This window comes from Sphingomonas sp. RS6 (assembly GCF_054489705.1).
Window position 1 is genome coordinate 49,940 of the sequence record NZ_JBTMWM010000010.1, and the last position, 14,837, is coordinate 64,776.

The 14,837-nt window shown below is 65.7% G+C and carries 12 protein-coding genes and 1 tRNA gene; 7 read left to right on the forward strand and 6 right to left on the reverse strand.

Features of this window, described 5'->3' with window-relative positions; all coding sequences use genetic code 11:
- The first annotated feature begins 80 nt into the window (after positions 1-80).
- The 3 genes from ACX40Y_RS15545 to ACX40Y_RS15555 all read left to right on the forward strand — a co-directional run bounded on the left by ACX40Y_RS15545 (position 81) and on the right by ACX40Y_RS15555 (position 4,453).
- Positions 81-1,469: a M16 family metallopeptidase gene (locus tag ACX40Y_RS15545; protein WP_459120478.1), complete on the forward strand. Its 1,389-nt coding sequence runs from the start codon at positions 81-83 to the stop codon at positions 1,467-1,469.
- Positions 1,469-2,878 carry a M16 family metallopeptidase gene (locus tag ACX40Y_RS15550; protein WP_459120479.1) on the forward strand — a complete coding sequence of 470 codons (1,410 nt, stop codon included), beginning with the start codon at positions 1,469-1,471 and terminating at the stop codon, positions 2,876-2,878. The genes ACX40Y_RS15545 and ACX40Y_RS15550 overlap by 1 nt, the downstream gene beginning before the upstream one ends.
- A 138-nt stretch (positions 2,879-3,016) precedes the next feature.
- Positions 3,017-4,453: an NAD-dependent succinate-semialdehyde dehydrogenase gene (locus ACX40Y_RS15555; protein ID WP_459120480.1), complete on the forward strand. Its 1,437-nt coding sequence runs from the start codon at positions 3,017-3,019 to the stop codon at positions 4,451-4,453.
- Between the two features lie 65 nt (positions 4,454-4,518).
- On the opposite strand, the gene ACX40Y_RS15560 is transcribed toward ACX40Y_RS15555, so the two are convergent.
- From ACX40Y_RS15560 to ACX40Y_RS15585, 6 genes are all read right to left on the reverse strand, one after another.
- Positions 4,519-6,507: a TonB-dependent receptor domain-containing protein gene (locus ACX40Y_RS15560; protein WP_459120481.1), complete on the reverse strand. Its 1,989-nt coding sequence runs from the start codon at positions 6,505-6,507 to the stop codon at positions 4,519-4,521.
- Between the two features lie 90 nt (positions 6,508-6,597).
- Positions 6,598-7,089: a DUF2946 family protein gene (locus ACX40Y_RS15565; RefSeq protein ID WP_459120573.1), complete on the reverse strand. Its 492-nt coding sequence runs from the start codon at positions 7,087-7,089 to the stop codon at positions 6,598-6,600.
- Between the two features lie 192 nt (positions 7,090-7,281).
- Positions 7,282-7,358: transfer RNA gene (locus tag ACX40Y_RS15570), tRNA-Trp, on the reverse strand.
- A 125-nt stretch (positions 7,359-7,483) separates the two neighbouring features.
- The gene (locus ACX40Y_RS15575; RefSeq protein ID WP_459120482.1) at positions 7,484-8,035 is read right to left on the reverse strand and encodes an FxDxF family PEP-CTERM protein; all 552 of its coding nucleotides are present in this window, start codon (positions 8,033-8,035) and stop codon (positions 7,484-7,486) included.
- A gap of 119 nt (positions 8,036-8,154) precedes the next feature.
- Positions 8,155-10,431: a putative bifunctional diguanylate cyclase/phosphodiesterase gene (locus ACX40Y_RS15580; protein ID WP_459120574.1), complete on the reverse strand. Its 2,277-nt coding sequence runs from the start codon at positions 10,429-10,431 to the stop codon at positions 8,155-8,157.
- Positions 10,432-10,649: 218 nt separating this feature from the next.
- Positions 10,650-12,416: a fatty acyl-AMP ligase gene (locus ACX40Y_RS15585; RefSeq protein WP_459120483.1), complete on the reverse strand. Its 1,767-nt coding sequence runs from the start codon at positions 12,414-12,416 to the stop codon at positions 10,650-10,652.
- 122 nt (positions 12,417-12,538) lie between these two features.
- Here ACX40Y_RS15585 and ACX40Y_RS15590 point away from each other — a divergent pair, with 122 nt between their 5' ends.
- The 4 genes from ACX40Y_RS15590 to ACX40Y_RS15605 all read left to right on the forward strand — a co-directional run bounded on the left by ACX40Y_RS15590 (position 12,539) and on the right by ACX40Y_RS15605 (position 14,770).
- Positions 12,539-13,081 carry a regulatory protein RecX gene (locus tag ACX40Y_RS15590; RefSeq protein ID WP_459120484.1) on the forward strand — a complete coding sequence of 181 codons (543 nt, stop codon included), beginning with the start codon at positions 12,539-12,541 and terminating at the stop codon, positions 13,079-13,081.
- Between the two features lie 66 nt (positions 13,082-13,147).
- The gene (locus ACX40Y_RS15595) at positions 13,148-13,732 is read left to right on the forward strand and encodes a cold shock domain-containing protein (RefSeq protein ID WP_459120575.1); all 585 of its coding nucleotides are present in this window, start codon (positions 13,148-13,150) and stop codon (positions 13,730-13,732) included.
- Positions 13,733-13,736: 4 nt separating this feature from the next.
- Entirely contained in the window at positions 13,737-14,267 is a 531-nt protein-coding gene (locus ACX40Y_RS15600; protein ID WP_459120485.1) for a DUF192 domain-containing protein, read from the forward strand.
- A gap of 110 nt (positions 14,268-14,377) precedes the next feature.
- Positions 14,378-14,770 carry an NADH:ubiquinone oxidoreductase subunit NDUFA12 gene (locus tag ACX40Y_RS15605; protein ID WP_459120486.1) on the forward strand — a complete coding sequence of 131 codons (393 nt, stop codon included), beginning with the start codon at positions 14,378-14,380 and terminating at the stop codon, positions 14,768-14,770.
- Positions 14,771-14,837: the final 67 nt, after the last annotated feature.

The following is a 14,837-nucleotide window of genomic DNA, read 5'->3' on the forward strand; positions in this document are numbered from 1 at the left end:
TTGCCGCGCCTCTTGCATCGCTCGACCGTGGTGCTACCCCAACACACATCGGCTCGATCCGAGAGTCTTGGGGAACCACCATGAGATACTGGAGCCTGGCGATCGCCCTGCTCGCCGCCACGGTGCCGGCGACGGCGTCTGCCCAGATGGCGATGCCCGCTGCCGCATCGCTCAACGTCGACATGCGCTATTTCACGCTGCCCAACGGGCTTCGCGTCGTGCTTACCAAAGACAATATCGCCCCCACAGTGACGGTCGGCGTCTATTACGGCATCGGCTTCCGCGTTGAGCCGAAGGACCGCACCGGCTTCGCGCACCTGTTCGAACATCTGATGTTCCAGGGATCGAAGCACGCGCCCAAGGGCGTGTTCGACGATACGATCACCAATGCCGGCGGGGTAAACAACGGCTCCACCCGCTTCGATTTCACCAATTATTTCGAGATCGTGCCGTCGAGCGCGCTCGAACGGATGCTGTGGCTGGAGGCCGACCGCATGGCCGATCCGGTGATCGACCAGACCGTGCTGGAAAACCAGCAGGGCGTGGTCGGCAATGAGATCAAGGTGAACGTGCTCAACCAGCCCTACAGCGCCTGGCCCTGGATCGACCTGCCGATGCTGGCCAACACCAACTGGTACAACAGCCATAATTTCTACGGCGACCTGAAGGAGGTCGAGGCGGCAACCGTCGCCGATGCGCGATCCTTCTCGGAGGCGTTCTATCGCCCGAGCAACGCCGTGCTCGTGATCGCCGGGGACATCGATTACGACGCCACCCGCGCGATGGTGGAGAAGTATTTCGGCTGGATCCCGAAGAAAGCGCCGGTGGCACAGCCGGACATTTCCGAGCCGCGCCAGACCGAGGAAAAGTTCAAGAGCCGCGTCGATGCGCTCGCACCCAAGCCTGGCTATGCCGCTGGCTATCATGTTCCCCCGCGCGGCACGCCCGAATGGTATGCGATGGGCCTGATCGACCAGATCCTGCTCCAGGGCGACGACAGCCGGCTCTATCGCAAGCTCGTTCAGGAAACCGGCATCGCCAGCGACGTCGGCGGCGGGATCAATGGCGATCTGGGCAACATGTTCAACTATCGCGGCCCGATGCTTTGGAGCTTCAGCCTCACCCATGATCCGTCGCACAGCCGCGAGGAGATCACCCGCGCCGTCGATAGCGTGATCGAGGATTTGCGCAGCAAGCCCGTCACCCAGGCCGAGCTCGATCGCGCCCGCACCAAGATGCGCTCCGAACTCTATGGCACGATCGACAGCGGCGGCCGCGTCGGCCTGATCGATCTGCTCGCGGTCTATGCGCTGTTCGATAATGATCCGGCCGCGGTCAATCGCATCGAGGACGGCTTTGCCAAGGTGACGCCCGCGCTGATCCAGAAGACGGCTCGGGAATATCTGCGGCGAACCAACCGTTCAATCTACGTGATCGAGCCCGGCGCCGCCGGCAAGGGAGACAAGTGATGCAGCGTGCCCTGTTCGCCATCGCCGCGGCGCTGCTCGCCGCCACGCCCGCGCTCGCACAGCAACTGCCGCCGGCGCCGCCGATCGGCGATCCTAAGCCGTTCCGTCTGCCCGCCGCCGAAACCTATCGGCTGCGGAACGGCATGGAGGTGACGCTGTTGCCCTATGGCATCGCGCCGAAGGTGGTCGTGTCGCTCCGCGTCCTCGGCGGCAATGCCGTGGAAGGCGCTGACACTTGGCTGGCCGATCTGACCGCCGAACTGATGAAGGAAGGCGCGGCGGGCCGCACCGCGGCCGAGATCGCCACTGCCGCCGCCGCAATGGGCGGCGATCTGAACGTCGGCGTTTCGACGCAGTCGACCGGCATCTCGATGAACGTGCTGTCCGAACATGCCGCTGACGCCGTCGTGCTGATCGGCGACGTCGCGATGCGGCCCACGCTGCCGGAGAGCGAGCTGGCGCGGGTGAAGGCCAATCTCGCCCGCAACCTTGCCGGTGCCCTGTCGCAGCCCGGCATGCTTGCCGATATTGCGCTGGGGCGGGCCATCTATGGCGCCGATCATCCCTATGGCCGGCTGGTGCCCAGCGAAGCGCAGCTGGCGGCCTATACGATGGCCGATGTGCGGCGCTTCTACACCGGCCAGTTCGGCGCTCGTCGCGCCCATCTCTATATTGTCGGCCAGTTCGATCCGCGCGCGGTGAAGGCTGCGGTCGCCCGCACGTTCGACGGCTGGTCGGCCGGCCCGGCGGTGGCGACGCTCACCAGCCCGCACGCGCCCGGCCCGCGCGTCGTGCTGGTCGATCGGCCGGGTGCCCCACAGACGACCGTTCGGCTGGCGTTCGACGCGGCACGTGCCGGCACCGAAGCGGATATCCCGCAGCGCGTCACCAATGCGCTGCTCGGCGGCGCATTCAGCTCGCGCATCACCCGCAATATCCGCGAGGACAAGGGCTATACCTATTCGCCCGGCTCGGGCGTCCGCTTCAATCCCGAAGAGGCGCTGTGGACGTTCGACGCGGACATCACCACCGCTCAGACCGGTGCGGCGATGGCGGAGGTGTTCAAGGAAATCCGCCGGATGCAGACCGAGCCGGTTAATATCGAGGAGTCGAAGGGTATCCGCACCTATCTTGCCGGTCTGTTCGCGATCCAGAACTCGACGGCCGGCGCCGTCGCCAGCACGCTCGCGCAGCGCGACATGCTGGGCCTGCCCGCGGACTGGACGGACCGCTATGTTCCGGCGGTGCTCGCGGTGACGCCCGAACAGATGATGGCATCGGCCAAGGCCGATTACCCGCTCGATCGGCTGACGCTGATCGCGGTGGGCGATCTCAAGACGGTCGAGCCGCAGCTGAAGGCGCTGCCCGAACTCGCCAAGGTGCCGTTCGAACGCGTCGATCTGCCCTGACGTAAAATGCCGCCGGTGCGATCATTCGCGCCGGCGGGCCGATATGCGGTGCGCGCTGCTCTCGACAGCGGCGAGCGGAAGGTCGATGGAAGCCATACCGATTTCCTTCTCTTCCCGCTTAATCGAAAGGCTTTCGCGATGACCGCTGGCGTTCTTCCCGATCTCAATCTCTATATCGGTGGCGAATGGTGCGGCCGGGCAGGGCGGGAGACCCAGGCGGTGCTCAACCCCGCGACCGGCGAGACGATCGGCGAACTACCGCTGGCGACCGACCAGGATCTCGCCGACGCGCTCGAAACGGCGGAGCGCGGTTTCGCAAGCTGGCGGGCGACCCCGCCGGAGCAGCGCGCCGCTGTTCTCAACCGCACGGCGGCGCTGCTGCGCGAGCGGGCCGAGCAACTGGCGCAGATCGCCACGCTCGAACAGGGCAAGCCGCTCGCCGAGGCACGCGGCGAGGCGATCTATTCGGCCGCACTGCTCGAATTTCACGCCGGTGAGGCGCTGCGCAATGTGGGCAAGGTGCTGCCGCGCGCGCCGGGCCTGCGTTCGCTAGTGCTCAAGCAGCCGGTCGGGCCGGTTGCCGCCTTCTGTGCGTGGAACTTCCCGGTCATCAATCCGGTGCGCAAGATTTCGCCGGCGCTCGCCGCCGGTTGCTCGGTGATCCTGAAGCCCAGCGAGGAAACCCCGGCCAGCGCGATCGCGGTAATGCAGTGCTTCATCGACGCGGGCTTGCCTGCGGATGCGTGCCAGATCGTGTTCGGCGTTCCCGACACCGTTTCGCGGACGCTGCTGGCCTCGCCGGTCACGCGCAAGCTGAGCTTCACCGGCTCGGTGCCGGTCGGCAAGCATCTGATGAAGCTTGCGGCCGACACGGTAATGCGGATGACGATGGAACTGGGCGGCCATTCGCCGGTGCTGGTGTTCGACGATTGCGATCTCGAGAAGACGCTCGACACGCTGGTCGCGCACAAATTCCGCAATGCCGGTCAGGTCTGCGTCTCGCCGACGCGCTTCTATGTCCAGGACGGCATCTATGATCGCTTCGCCGCCGGCTTCGCCGAGCGTGCCGGGCGGATCAAAATCGGTGACGGCCGGGAAGCTGGTACCGTGATGGGGCCGACCGCCAATCCGCGCCGCCCAGGCACGATCGAGGCGATGGTCGAGAATGCGCGGTCCGTTGGCGCAAAGCTGCTCGCGGGCGGCGGGCGCGGCGAAGGCGGCGGCTTCTTCTTCCAGCCGACCGTGCTTGGCGACGTGCCGGTCGAGGCAGCTGCGATGAACGACGAACCGTTCGGGCCGCTGGCGCTGCTCGCGCGCTTCGGCACGGTGGAGGATGCGATCGCCCAGGCCAATCGCCTGCCCTACGGGCTTGCCGCCTATTGCTTCACGGAGAACGGTCGCCGCCAGAATCTGCTCGCTGATTCGGTCGAGGCGGGGATGGTCGTGATCAACAATGTCCGTACATCCTGGCCCGATGCGCCGTTCGGCGGCGTCAAGGAAAGCGGCTTCGGTTCCGAAGACGGGCCGGAGGGTGTGAATGGCCACATGATCACCAAGGCTGTTCACATCAGCTGACCGCCGTGGCGCTGGTGCCGGAGCACCTCGTCGCCGCGATCGAGCCGCGGCGACGAGGCCTGTGTTCAGAAGGTCGCGAGCTTCACCACGAAGCGCACCGTCCGGCCCGGCATCACCACATCCTCCTTGTTGAAGGCCGAAGCGTTGCGGATCACGTCGTTGGTCAGGTTCTGCCCGACGACCGCGAACTCGATCCCCGGCTGGCTTTTGAACGGCCGCACCGCGATGTTGGCGCTGAGGTTCTCATAGCCGTCAGTCGGCGTGTCGAAGACGCCATATTTGTCCTGTTCGCCAACATGCATCCACAGGAAGCCTGCATCGAAGCGGTCGCTCTTCCAGTTCAGCCCGCCGCCGATACGATAGGGCGGGATCCGCGGGACATTGTTGCCATCGTCGAGCTTGGCGCGAGTGTAGTCACCGAGCACGTGCACATCGAGATTGCCGACCGCGCTCTGAAGGAGCTGGTAGTGCGCATCGCCTTCCAGGCCCCAGAACTTGGCACCCTGCTGGCCATAATTGAGTTCCTTCAGTTCCTCGCTGTCGCCGACGACGCAATTGCCGTCATCGTCGCAGGTGCGCCCGGTCAGATTCCCATAGATATAGTTGTGGAACCAGGTGCCGTAGACGCTGCCCTCGAAGCCGAAGCGACCCGAGTTCACGCGGATCGTGCCCTCAAGCGAATTGGCCCGCTCGATCTTGAGCGCGGCGTCGCCGGTCTCGAAGGTTTGCGGTCCGTCATGGCCGCCGCGTGCGAATAGCTCCGTCAGCGCCGGTGCGCGGCCGGTGCTCGAGAAGGCCACGCCGAACTTCACACCCGATGCGACGTCGAGCAGCGCGCCGATCGATCCGCTCACCGGGGTGAAGTCGCGCTTGGTAAAGACGTCCGACGCGGGCGTACCCTCGACATGGACGGTCTCCACCCGACCGCTCGCCTGGATATGCAGCGCGGTGCCGACGGGCACCTCGGTGAACAGATAGGCCGCCTCGCTCTGCGAGGTCGCCGGCTGGAGATAGGCGCTGTCCTCGCCGATCGCCGAGAAGTCGCGGTGGCCGACCTGGATGCCGAGCGCGGTCTTCGAGAAGATGCCCATCTGGCCGAACAGCAGCTCGGCGTGGCTGTCGAACTCCTTGTTCTTGAAAGTGGTGTTCACCGAGCCGTCGGGATTCTTTTCCTGGTGCTGGTAGTCACCATAGCTGGCATCGATGGTGAGCAGCTTCAGCAGGCCGTCACCCAGCGCGAAGGTGCCGTTGCCGAGCACCTTGGTCTGATGCATGTCGATCCAGGCCTCGTCGGCCGGGATGCCGTACTGCGTGTCGTAATGGACCACCGCAGCGCCGACATGGCTGCCCTTGTCCGGACCGAAGAAGACCGAGCCGCCGAGCGACCCGCCCCAGCCACGGATGAAGCTGTTGTCTTCGGCGCCGAGTGGCGTCTCATAGTCGCCGGCATGGCGGTAGAATGCATCGGCATGCAGCGCGAGGTCGCCGGACTTGGCATCGACAAGGCCCGCCGTCTGCCAGGTATCGGCGTTGGTGGCATAGCTGCCGCTCAGTTCGCCCGAGATGTCCTTGGTCGGCAGCTCGGTCGGCACGCGGTTGTTGAGTACGTTGACCACACCGCCGATCGCCTGGCTGCCATAGCGCAGCGTCGCGGGGCCGCGGACGACTTCGATGCGCTGGGCCGAAAGCGGATCGATCGGTACGCCGTGATCGGGACCGATGTCCGACACGTCGGACGCGCTTGTGCCATTTTCGAGAATGCGCACGCGCGTTGCGTCCATGCCGCGGATGATCGGCCGGCTCGCCCCCGAGGCAAAACCGGTACCGGCGATCCCCGGCACCTGGGCGAGCGAATCGGCGATGTTGCCGCCGCCGGTCTCGATGATCGTGTCGCGGTCCACCGTGGCAACGATCGTCGGTGTTTCGGAGCCTAGCGGCGATCCGGTTACGACGATGCTGTTGCTGTCGGCGGGTTTGCTGGCCGTGTCCTGCGCGAAGGCGGCGGCTGGGATCAGGGCTGCGGTCGCCGCGCCCATCAGGAAGAGATGACGCATGTAATTCTACTCCAAGACCTTGGTGTCGGAATCCCGGTTCAATTCCGATAACTGCGCGAGGGCATGACCTGCCCTTCGCGGCGAGTGGGTTCAGGCTTGGATGCGGAGCGGCGGCGCGCGGCTGCGCCAGGCGGGTGATCGCTGGCGGAGCGCCAGTGCGAGCGACAGGGTAAAGGTGAACCAGACGGGCGCTGGCTCGGACGCCTGAAAGACAACCGGGTTGGGCAGCAGATAATTGCCAGCGAACTCCAGCGCCTGGCACAGCGGGCAATCCTTGTCAGGCTCCCCAGGCGACCGGTCCGGCGTTTGCGCAGCACCATGCGTGTGCGGGGCGGCACGGGCGGCGCCGGCATGCACATGAGCGCGGACGATCACGCTCTGCCAAGAGAGGGCCAGCAACGCGAGGAGCAGTGCCGCCCAGCGGATATCGGAACGGGCGCGAAGACGCTGGGAATCATAGCGATCGCGCAGACGAGGGGTAGCGTGAGCCTTGGCGGCCTCCGGACATATCCCCAGCGTGGCGGGACGATCAGTTATCGTGCATTCCTTGGTCGAATAGCGGCACGGCCCAGCGGGACGTATTCGCGTGTTATGGTATCACGTAACGTAGATCAATGGTGATGGGGGGGGGACTATGAAGCTGCGGGTGATCGGTGCGCTGCTTTTCAGCCGGGTGCCTGCGGATGATTAGGTCGAGCCACTCGGCAAAAACTGCGTGGCACGAAGGTGCTGCCGAGACGGGCGGTTGCGACAAAAAGCCGAAAAAGCGCGAAGTGGCAGGGGAGCTCGGATTCGAACCGAGGGCCTTCGGTTTTGGAGACCGACGCTCTAACCAGCTGAGCTACACCCCTGTGCGGTCGCGGCTTTACCGCGCGATTTCGGCGGGAGCAAGAGGGTCGACGCTCGGATCGCGGCAAAAGGAAAAAGGCGCCGCCGCAATCCGCGGCGACGCCCTTCATCCTTGCCGATCGTGCGATCAGGCTGCGGCGTAGCGCACCGTCGTGCGACGCGCGCGACGCATGGCGGCGCCGGCGAAGCCGAAGCCGCCGATCAGCATCGCCCAGGCAGCAGGCTCAGGCACGCCGGTCGGCACGAACACGCCCTGGCCGCCATAGGAGCCGTTGCCGCGGGAGAGGCCGTTGATGATGATTTCGTTTGTCATGCCCCCCATGATCGGCACGTCGTTCGCGAACACGACTTCGTTGATCGCGCCGGTGAAGCCGGTCAGTTCGATTCCGTTGAAGAATACCGAGATCAGATCGAGATCGCCGATGCCACCAAAGGTGACGGCGCTGGTGCTGATCGTCCCGCTGGCAGTGCCCGACTGCGGCAGCGAGAACTGATAGATGTGCTGGAACGAGCCGGCGGCGATGCCTGCCTGGCCGAAATTGACCGAGATCGAACCCATCGGCCCGAACGCGACATCCATGTCCGCAGGGCCGAAATAGGTCTGCGCCTGTGCCTGCGACGGCGTGAACGCGAAGGTGGCGACGGCGCCAAGCGCCAGGGTAAACAGTGTCTTCTTCATCAGAAAGCCTCCCTTAACTGGCGGTCAACCGACCGCGGCAGTGGTTCGGAGACCATTGGGCGGCGAACAAGTTCCGAAGCAAAATCAAGGTTCTGTCCCGAAGTGGGAATCCGCGAGGGTCAGGCGGCGGCGATCTGGCCGGCGCGCCGGCCCTGCACCAGCTGGCGCGCCTCGTGCACCGGCAGCGGCCGCCCGAAATAATAGCCCTGGACCTTCGTGCAGCCCAGCGCCTGTACCATCATATGCTCGTCCTCGGTTTCAACACCCTCGGCCGTCGTGCCCATGCCGAGGCTGTCGGCCAGCGCCACCACCGCGCGGATGATCGCGATCGCTTCCTTCGTGCCCTGCGATGCGCTCTGGACGAAGCTGCGATCGATCTTGATCGAGCTGAACCGCGTGTGCGCGAGATAGCCGAGCGAGGAATAGCCGGTTCCGAAATCGTCGAGGCTCAGCCGCACCCCCAGATCGAGTACCTTTTCGAGCACGTCGATCGCGATCGTGCCTTCGCGCATGAACACGCTTTCGGTGACTTCCAGCTCCAGCCGGTCCGGCGCCAGCCCGGAACTTGCCAGCGCATTGGCGACGATGCTGACAAAGGCCGGATTGTGCAGCTGCTCGGGGCTCACATTGACGGCGATCCGCACCGGCTCGTCCCAGGATGCGGCTTCGTGGCAGGCCGTGCGCAGCACCCATTCGCCGATCGGCGCGATCAGCCTCGCTTCCTCCGCCAGCGGGACGAACTTCGCCGGGGAGATGTTGCCCAGCTCGGGATGCGTCCAGCGCAGCAGCGCCTCGAACCCGGTCAGGGCCCCGGTGCGGCTGTTGACGACGGGCTGATAGGTCAGATGAAGCTGGTCGTTCTCGACGGCCGCGCGCAACGCGATTTCGAGCACGCGGCGTTCCTCGGCGGCGAGGTGCAACTGCGGCTCATAGGCATGGAAGACGCCGCCGCCGGCATCCTTCGATCGATAGAGCGCCAGATCGGCCGAACGGATCAGCATCTCCGCCGTGCGCCCGTCGCGCGGGCCCACCGCCAGGCCGACGGACGCGCCGATGAACAGGGTGTGCGCATCGACGTCATAGGGCTGCGACAGCGTATCGATGATCGTCTGCGCCAGACGCTCGACGCGCGCGCTGTCGCTGGCGTCGCGCACCACCACGGCGAATTCGTCGCCGCCGAGCCGGCCGATCATCTCGTTGTCGGTGATCAGCTGGCGAAGTCGCTCGGAAACGCGGCTGAGCAGGCGATCGCCGATCGGGTGGCCCAGCGTGTCGTTCACCGCCTTGAAGCGATCGAGGTCGATCATCATGAAGGCGCAGCGCGCGCCCCATTTGTCCGCCTCGGCCATCGCGCGCATCAACGCCTCGTTGATGTGCAGCCGGTTTGGTAGGCCGGTCAGCGTGTCGAACCGCGCCATGCGGTTGATTTGGTCCGCGGTGCGGCGCTGTTCGGTCACGTCCGATCCGACGCCGCGGAAACCGACGAAAATGCCGCGTTCGTCGAAGCGCGGGCTGGCGGACATCTCCCACCAGCGTTCCTCATCCTTTACCTGCACCGGCAGCAACAGGTCGCGAAAGGCGTCGCGGCCCTTCAGCTTCTCAGCAAGCTCGCGCAGGCCCTGGGCGAACTCGCCGGTTTCCCAGCTCGGCCCGGCCAGCACCTGGAGGAACGGCATGCCGTTGATTGTCTTGGGATCGACGCCGAGCGAAAGGGCGAAGCGCGGATTGGCGCGGACGACGCGGCGCTGCGCGTCGATTTCCCACAGCCAGTCGGAGCCGGTATCCTCGAACTCGCGCAGCAACAGGCTTACCGTCTCGTCGCGTTCGCCGAGCGCCATTTCGAACGCGCGCGCAACCACCAGCGCGCGCCCCCTGCCGAAGGTCGCGATCACCAGCAAGGCGGTGAACAGGGCGGATGCGCCGGCGAGGACCGGCGACGCGATCGTCATCAGCGAAAAGGCCGTCGCGCCACCCAGGAGTGCGACGAACAGGATGGTGGCCAGCGGCAGCGCTGCCATTGCCACCGCCGATGCGGTCATCAGCAGCGAAAGCACGATCCAGAGGCCGAGTGCCGCCTGCGCGGTGACCGCGTCTGCAAACAGGATCGGGGCGATCGACCAGACGAGTGCCAGTGCCACTCCGTCCAATGCCGTTCCCCGGACTTCGGAGAGTGACGCAACACGCGCATCGCGGTAGCGACGCGACAGGCGACGAAAGGCGACGCCAGCGGCGACGGCGGCGATCAGTGCGCCCCAACTCGCCAGCTGCCAGTGCGGAACCAGCGGCGCCAGGATCATCATCACCATTGCCGCGCCGACGACGTTCGCCGCCAGCATGAACAGCGCAAGCTGCCGCCCAGCGTTAAGCTGGGCCGCCCGGATCGGCGCCCAGTCCATCGTCTCCCCGGGATCGTGCAGGCCCAGCAACGCGCGCACGTCGATGCGGGGCTTCACGAATTGAGAGTGAGTCTGGTTCGTCACCCGCCCGCCATAACCGCCGCACAGTTAGCGAGTGGTTATAGTTTGGATGAAATTCATGCGAATTGCATCCGTTTCGACGCATTACTCACACAATTGGCCCGAACGCGCCTGACGGCACTTGCAGTGGTCGCTCGTCAGGCGGCGACCGCGTAGGGCTTGATTTCGCCGTTGAGATAGAGATTGCGTGCCTTGGCGCGGCTGAGCTTTCCGGAACTGGTGCGCGGCAGCGTGCGCGGCGGCACCAGTTCGACGACGCAATTCATGCCGGTGACCGAACGCACCCGCTCGCGGATCTCATCGCGCAGGCGCAGGCGCTCCTGCTCGTCCGAGGTGCGGCACTGCACCAGCACCGCCGGGGTTTCCTCACCGCCCGGCGTGGTGATCGCAAAGGCCGCGATGTCGCCCTGCTTGAAGCCGGGCAACTGCTCCACCGCCCATTCGATGTCCTGCGGCCAATGATTCTTGCCGTTGACGATGATCATGTCCTTGGCGCGGCCGACGATATAGATATAGCCGCCGGACATGTAGCCCATGTCGCCGGTATCCAGCCAGCCATCGGCCATGCAGGCTTCGGTTGCCTCCGGATCCCGGAAATAGCCGACCATCACCGACGGGCCCTTGCACCACACCTTGCCGATCGCCTTTTCGGGAAGCGGCGTGCCGTCTTCCTCGCGGATTTCGATCGCCATGTCGCGCACCGGCTTGCCGCAGTTGACGACGGCGCGGAAACGCTGCGGGCGGTCGCCGCGCGCGGTGCCGCCGGAAAGCTGCGTTTCCTCGACCAGCTCGACGACGATGCCTTCGCCCGGGGGCATGATCGAAACCGCCAGGGTCGCTTCCGCCAGGCCATAGCTCGGCAGGAACGCGCTCGCCTGGAACCCGGCATCGGCGAACGCATCGACGAAGCGCTGCATCACGTCCGGCCGGATCATGTCCGCGCCATTGCCGGCGACGCGCCAGCGGCTGAGATCGAAGCGCTCGCTCGCCTTGGTCTGGCTCGACATGCGACGCGCGCAGATATCGTAGCCGAAGGTCGGCGAATAGGAGAGGGTGGTGCCCTGGTTCCGGCTGATCAGGTCAAGCCATGCCAGCGGCCGCCGGGCGAAATCCTCGGTCTTCAGATAGTCGGTCGACACTTGGTTCGCGACCGGCGACAGGAAACAGCCGACCAGCCCCATGTCGTGATACCAGGGCAGCCAGGAGACGCAGCGATCGCTATCGCATACGTTCATGCCATGGCTGTGCGCGGCCAGATTGTTGAGCAGCGCGTGATGGGTGATCGCCACGCCATGCGGAAACCGCGTCGAGCCGCTCGAATATTGCAGATAGGCGATATCGTCCGGCGCCGCTTCGGGCAGCGCGGCAACCGCCGCATCGCGTGCGCCGAACGTTGCCCAGTCGATCGCTTCGACGTCGCAAAGCCGTGCCGCCTCGGCGCACATCGCGCCGATCTCCGGCGGGAAGATCAGCATCGAGGGATCGCAGCTTTCGAGCTGGACGCGCAACTGATCGATATAGGACTGCGCGCCGCCGAAGCTGGTCGGCAGCGGCAGCGGCACCGGCCAGGCACCGGCATAGACGACGCCGAAGAACAGCGAGGCGAACTCCGCTCCCGTTTCGGCGATGAGCGCGATTCGATCTTTCGGCTTCACGCCGGCCGCGATCAGCCGGTGGGCCTGGGCCAGCGCATCCTCGCGCAGCTCCGCAAAGGGATAAGGCCGGATGAGGTTCCCGCGCGCGTCGTGAAAATTCAGACCGCGCAAGCCCTGTGCGGCATAATCGAGCGCCTCGCCAAGCGTACCGAAATCGGCGAACCGGCGGGGGAGCGAGTCTTCGGTCGGCGTTGCGGCCGGCTCAGCCGCATTCAGAGTTTCGCGCGATCCCGTTTCGTCCAATACCATTCTTTGTCTCGTGCCCCTGATGAGGTCGCAGGCCGTTGTGCCCCCACAACGCAGTTTTACACTTTTGCTCTGCTACGCACTGGCGTTCAAAATCGGTTGTCAGTGTGGCACAATCAAGGCGAATGCCAAGTTCCCCGCGCCCCAGACCGCCGCTCGATGCGTCCGAACTCGAACGTCTTGCGCTCCGCTATGTCGAGCGTTTCGCCACGACGCAAGCACGTCTGACGGCGTACCTGTCCCGCAAGCTGCGCGAGCGCGGCTGGGCGGATACGTCGCCGCCCGATCCGGCGGCGGTCGCGGCTGCGATGGCCGCGCGCGGCTATGTCGACGACCGTGCCTTTGCCGACGCGCGGGTTCGGGCGATGGGGCGGCGGGGGCTGGGTGCCCGCCGCGTGCAGTTGGCGCTGCGCCACGACGGGATCCGCGAGGAAGACAGCGACGCCGTCGCCGAGGCGATCGCCGAGCAGGCAGTGGCCAGCGCCGTGGCCTTTGCGCGCCGCCGCCGCTTCGGTCCGTTCGCGGCCGCGATTCCGGATCGGGCGCAGCGCGACAAGCAGTTCGCGGCGATGCTCCGGGCAGGGCATTCGCCCGCGATCGCCCGGGCGCTGCTGGCGATGTCCCCCGGCGACGCCGTTGAAGCATTGTTCGAAGCGGGACAGCCCTAGGCGAACAAAGCAATTCCCCTGATCGCTAATCCTGTGTTAATGTTGTCGACTTGGGGGAAAATGATAATGCGTGCTGAACAACAGCTAGCTTCCAAAGACTATGAAACCGCGTCGCACGGCGATGGCGAATTGATCGAGGATACCCAAAATGAGGGACGGGTATTCACGGGCGTGGTTAAATGGTTCGACGTGACACGCGGTTTCGGCTTTCTCGTCGCCGATGATGCTTCCGCCGGTGATATTCTCATCCATTTCTCGGTTTTACAGGAACACGGCCGACGCAGCCTGCCCGAAGGCGCGCGTGTCGAGTGCGTCGCGGTGGAACGCCAGCGCGGACTTCAGGCCCGTGCGATCCGGTCGATCGATCTCAGCACCGCCGTGGAGCCGGTACGGCGCGTCGCCGAACGCTCCGATCGGCTCAAGCTGATCGCCGGCGCCGGCCCGTTCGAGGCGGTGACGGTGAAATGGTTCAATCGGCTGAAGGGGTACGGATTTCTGGTGCGTCCGGGCGATGAGGCCGATATATTCGTCCATATGGAGACGCTCCGTCGTGCCGGGATCGAAGAGGTCGAGCCCGGTCAGCCGCTGCGGGCGCGCATCTTCACCGGCGAAAAAGGGCCGCTTGCGGTTGCGGTCGAAAGGACCCTCTAGGACGATGGTTGTTGGACGCGGGTTGGTGGCGGCGTTTGCCGCGACGGTGGTTCTCGCGTGTGGAGGCGGATTTGGCAATGGCGCGACGGCGGCCTCTGCCGCGGCGGGGCCGGCGCAGCACAAGACGGCGATCAAGCCGCGCGTCGCGCTGACGATCCACAGCGCCTCGGGGGATCACCGTTTCGAAGTGGAGGTGGCGAGCACGCCGGCAGAGCAGCAGCGCGGGCTGATGTTCCGAACCAATCTCGATCCCGATGGGGGCATGTTGTTCGTGCCCTATCCGGCCGATGGCGGCCCGCCGCGCGAGGCAAGCTTCTGGATGAAGAATACGCCGAGCGCGCTCGACATTCTGTTCATCCGCGCCGACGGCACCATCGCGCGAATCGCCGCTGACGCGCCGCCGTTCTCCACCGATCCGATCAAGTCGGGCGAGCCGGTGGCCGCGGTCCTGGAAATTCCCGCAGGTCGCGCCGCGGCGCTGGGCATCGTCGCCAACGACGTTGTCCGCTGGAAGGGGCGCCGGCGCCCGCGCTAGGGCACGACTTCGGGCGGTTCAGGACTGATCCTCTTGGTTGTTACCGGTCCGCGCCTGCATCCGTAATCGTGACGGTTGCCCGGCACGCGGGTTGGCGGTATCGGCAGCTTATGGGACTTTCTTTTCCGATCTTCACCTGGTGGAACGGCGCCACCTTCGGCACCCGGATGGGGCTGCGTGGCAAGAAGCGCGTCGGCGAGGATGCGCTGGGCAACCTCTATTTCGAAGGTGGCCTCGATCCGAACGGCATCCCCCGCCGCTGGGTGATCTACAAGGGATCGAACGATGCCAGCCGGGTTCCGCCCGAATGGTTCAGCTGGCTTCACCACCAGATCGCCGATGTGCCCGATCAGGCATTGCCGGCGCCGAAGCCCTGGGAACAGCCCGCCGAGCCGAACCTGACCGGCACCGATCTGGCGTATCGCCCGCCGGGCGCGCTTGAACGCGGTGCCCGCCGCGTTCGCGCCACCGGCGATTACGAGGCTTGGACGCCCGACGCATGAAGGTCGCCGCAGCGGCGTTGCTTGCGGTCGCTCTCGCCGGTTGTTCTTCCGAATCGGGGGACAATAG

What these genes read in the sequence shown, in the direction of transcription:
- ACX40Y_RS15595 (WP_459120575.1), top strand. Translation starts at nt 13,148, where the DNA reads ATGCGTGCTGAACAACAGCTAGCTTCCAAAGACTATGAAACCGCGTCG.
- ACX40Y_RS15600 (WP_459120485.1), top strand. Translation starts at nt 13,737, where the DNA reads ATGGTTGTTGGACGCGGGTTGGTGGCGGCGTTTGCCGCGACGGTGGTT.
- ACX40Y_RS15560 (WP_459120481.1), bottom strand. Translation starts at nt 6,507, where the DNA reads ATGCGTCATCTCTTCCTGATGGGCGCGGCGACCGCAGCCCTGATCCCA.
- ACX40Y_RS15550 (WP_459120479.1), top strand. Translation starts at nt 1,469, where the DNA reads ATGCAGCGTGCCCTGTTCGCCATCGCCGCGGCGCTGCTCGCCGCCACG.
- ACX40Y_RS15555 (WP_459120480.1), top strand. Translation starts at nt 3,017, where the DNA reads ATGACCGCTGGCGTTCTTCCCGATCTCAATCTCTATATCGGTGGCGAA.
- ACX40Y_RS15605 (WP_459120486.1), top strand. Translation starts at nt 14,378, where the DNA reads ATGGGACTTTCTTTTCCGATCTTCACCTGGTGGAACGGCGCCACCTTC.
- ACX40Y_RS15575 (WP_459120482.1), bottom strand. Translation starts at nt 8,035, where the DNA reads ATGAAGAAGACACTGTTTACCCTGGCGCTTGGCGCCGTCGCCACCTTC.
- ACX40Y_RS15585 (WP_459120483.1), bottom strand. Translation starts at nt 12,416, where the DNA reads ATGGTATTGGACGAAACGGGATCGCGCGAAACTCTGAATGCGGCTGAG.
- ACX40Y_RS15580 (WP_459120574.1), bottom strand. Translation starts at nt 10,431, where the DNA reads ATGGACTGGGCGCCGATCCGGGCGGCCCAGCTTAACGCTGGGCGGCAG.
- ACX40Y_RS15545 (WP_459120478.1), top strand. Translation starts at nt 81, where the DNA reads ATGAGATACTGGAGCCTGGCGATCGCCCTGCTCGCCGCCACGGTGCCG.
- ACX40Y_RS15590 (WP_459120484.1), top strand. Translation starts at nt 12,539, where the DNA reads ATGCCAAGTTCCCCGCGCCCCAGACCGCCGCTCGATGCGTCCGAACTC.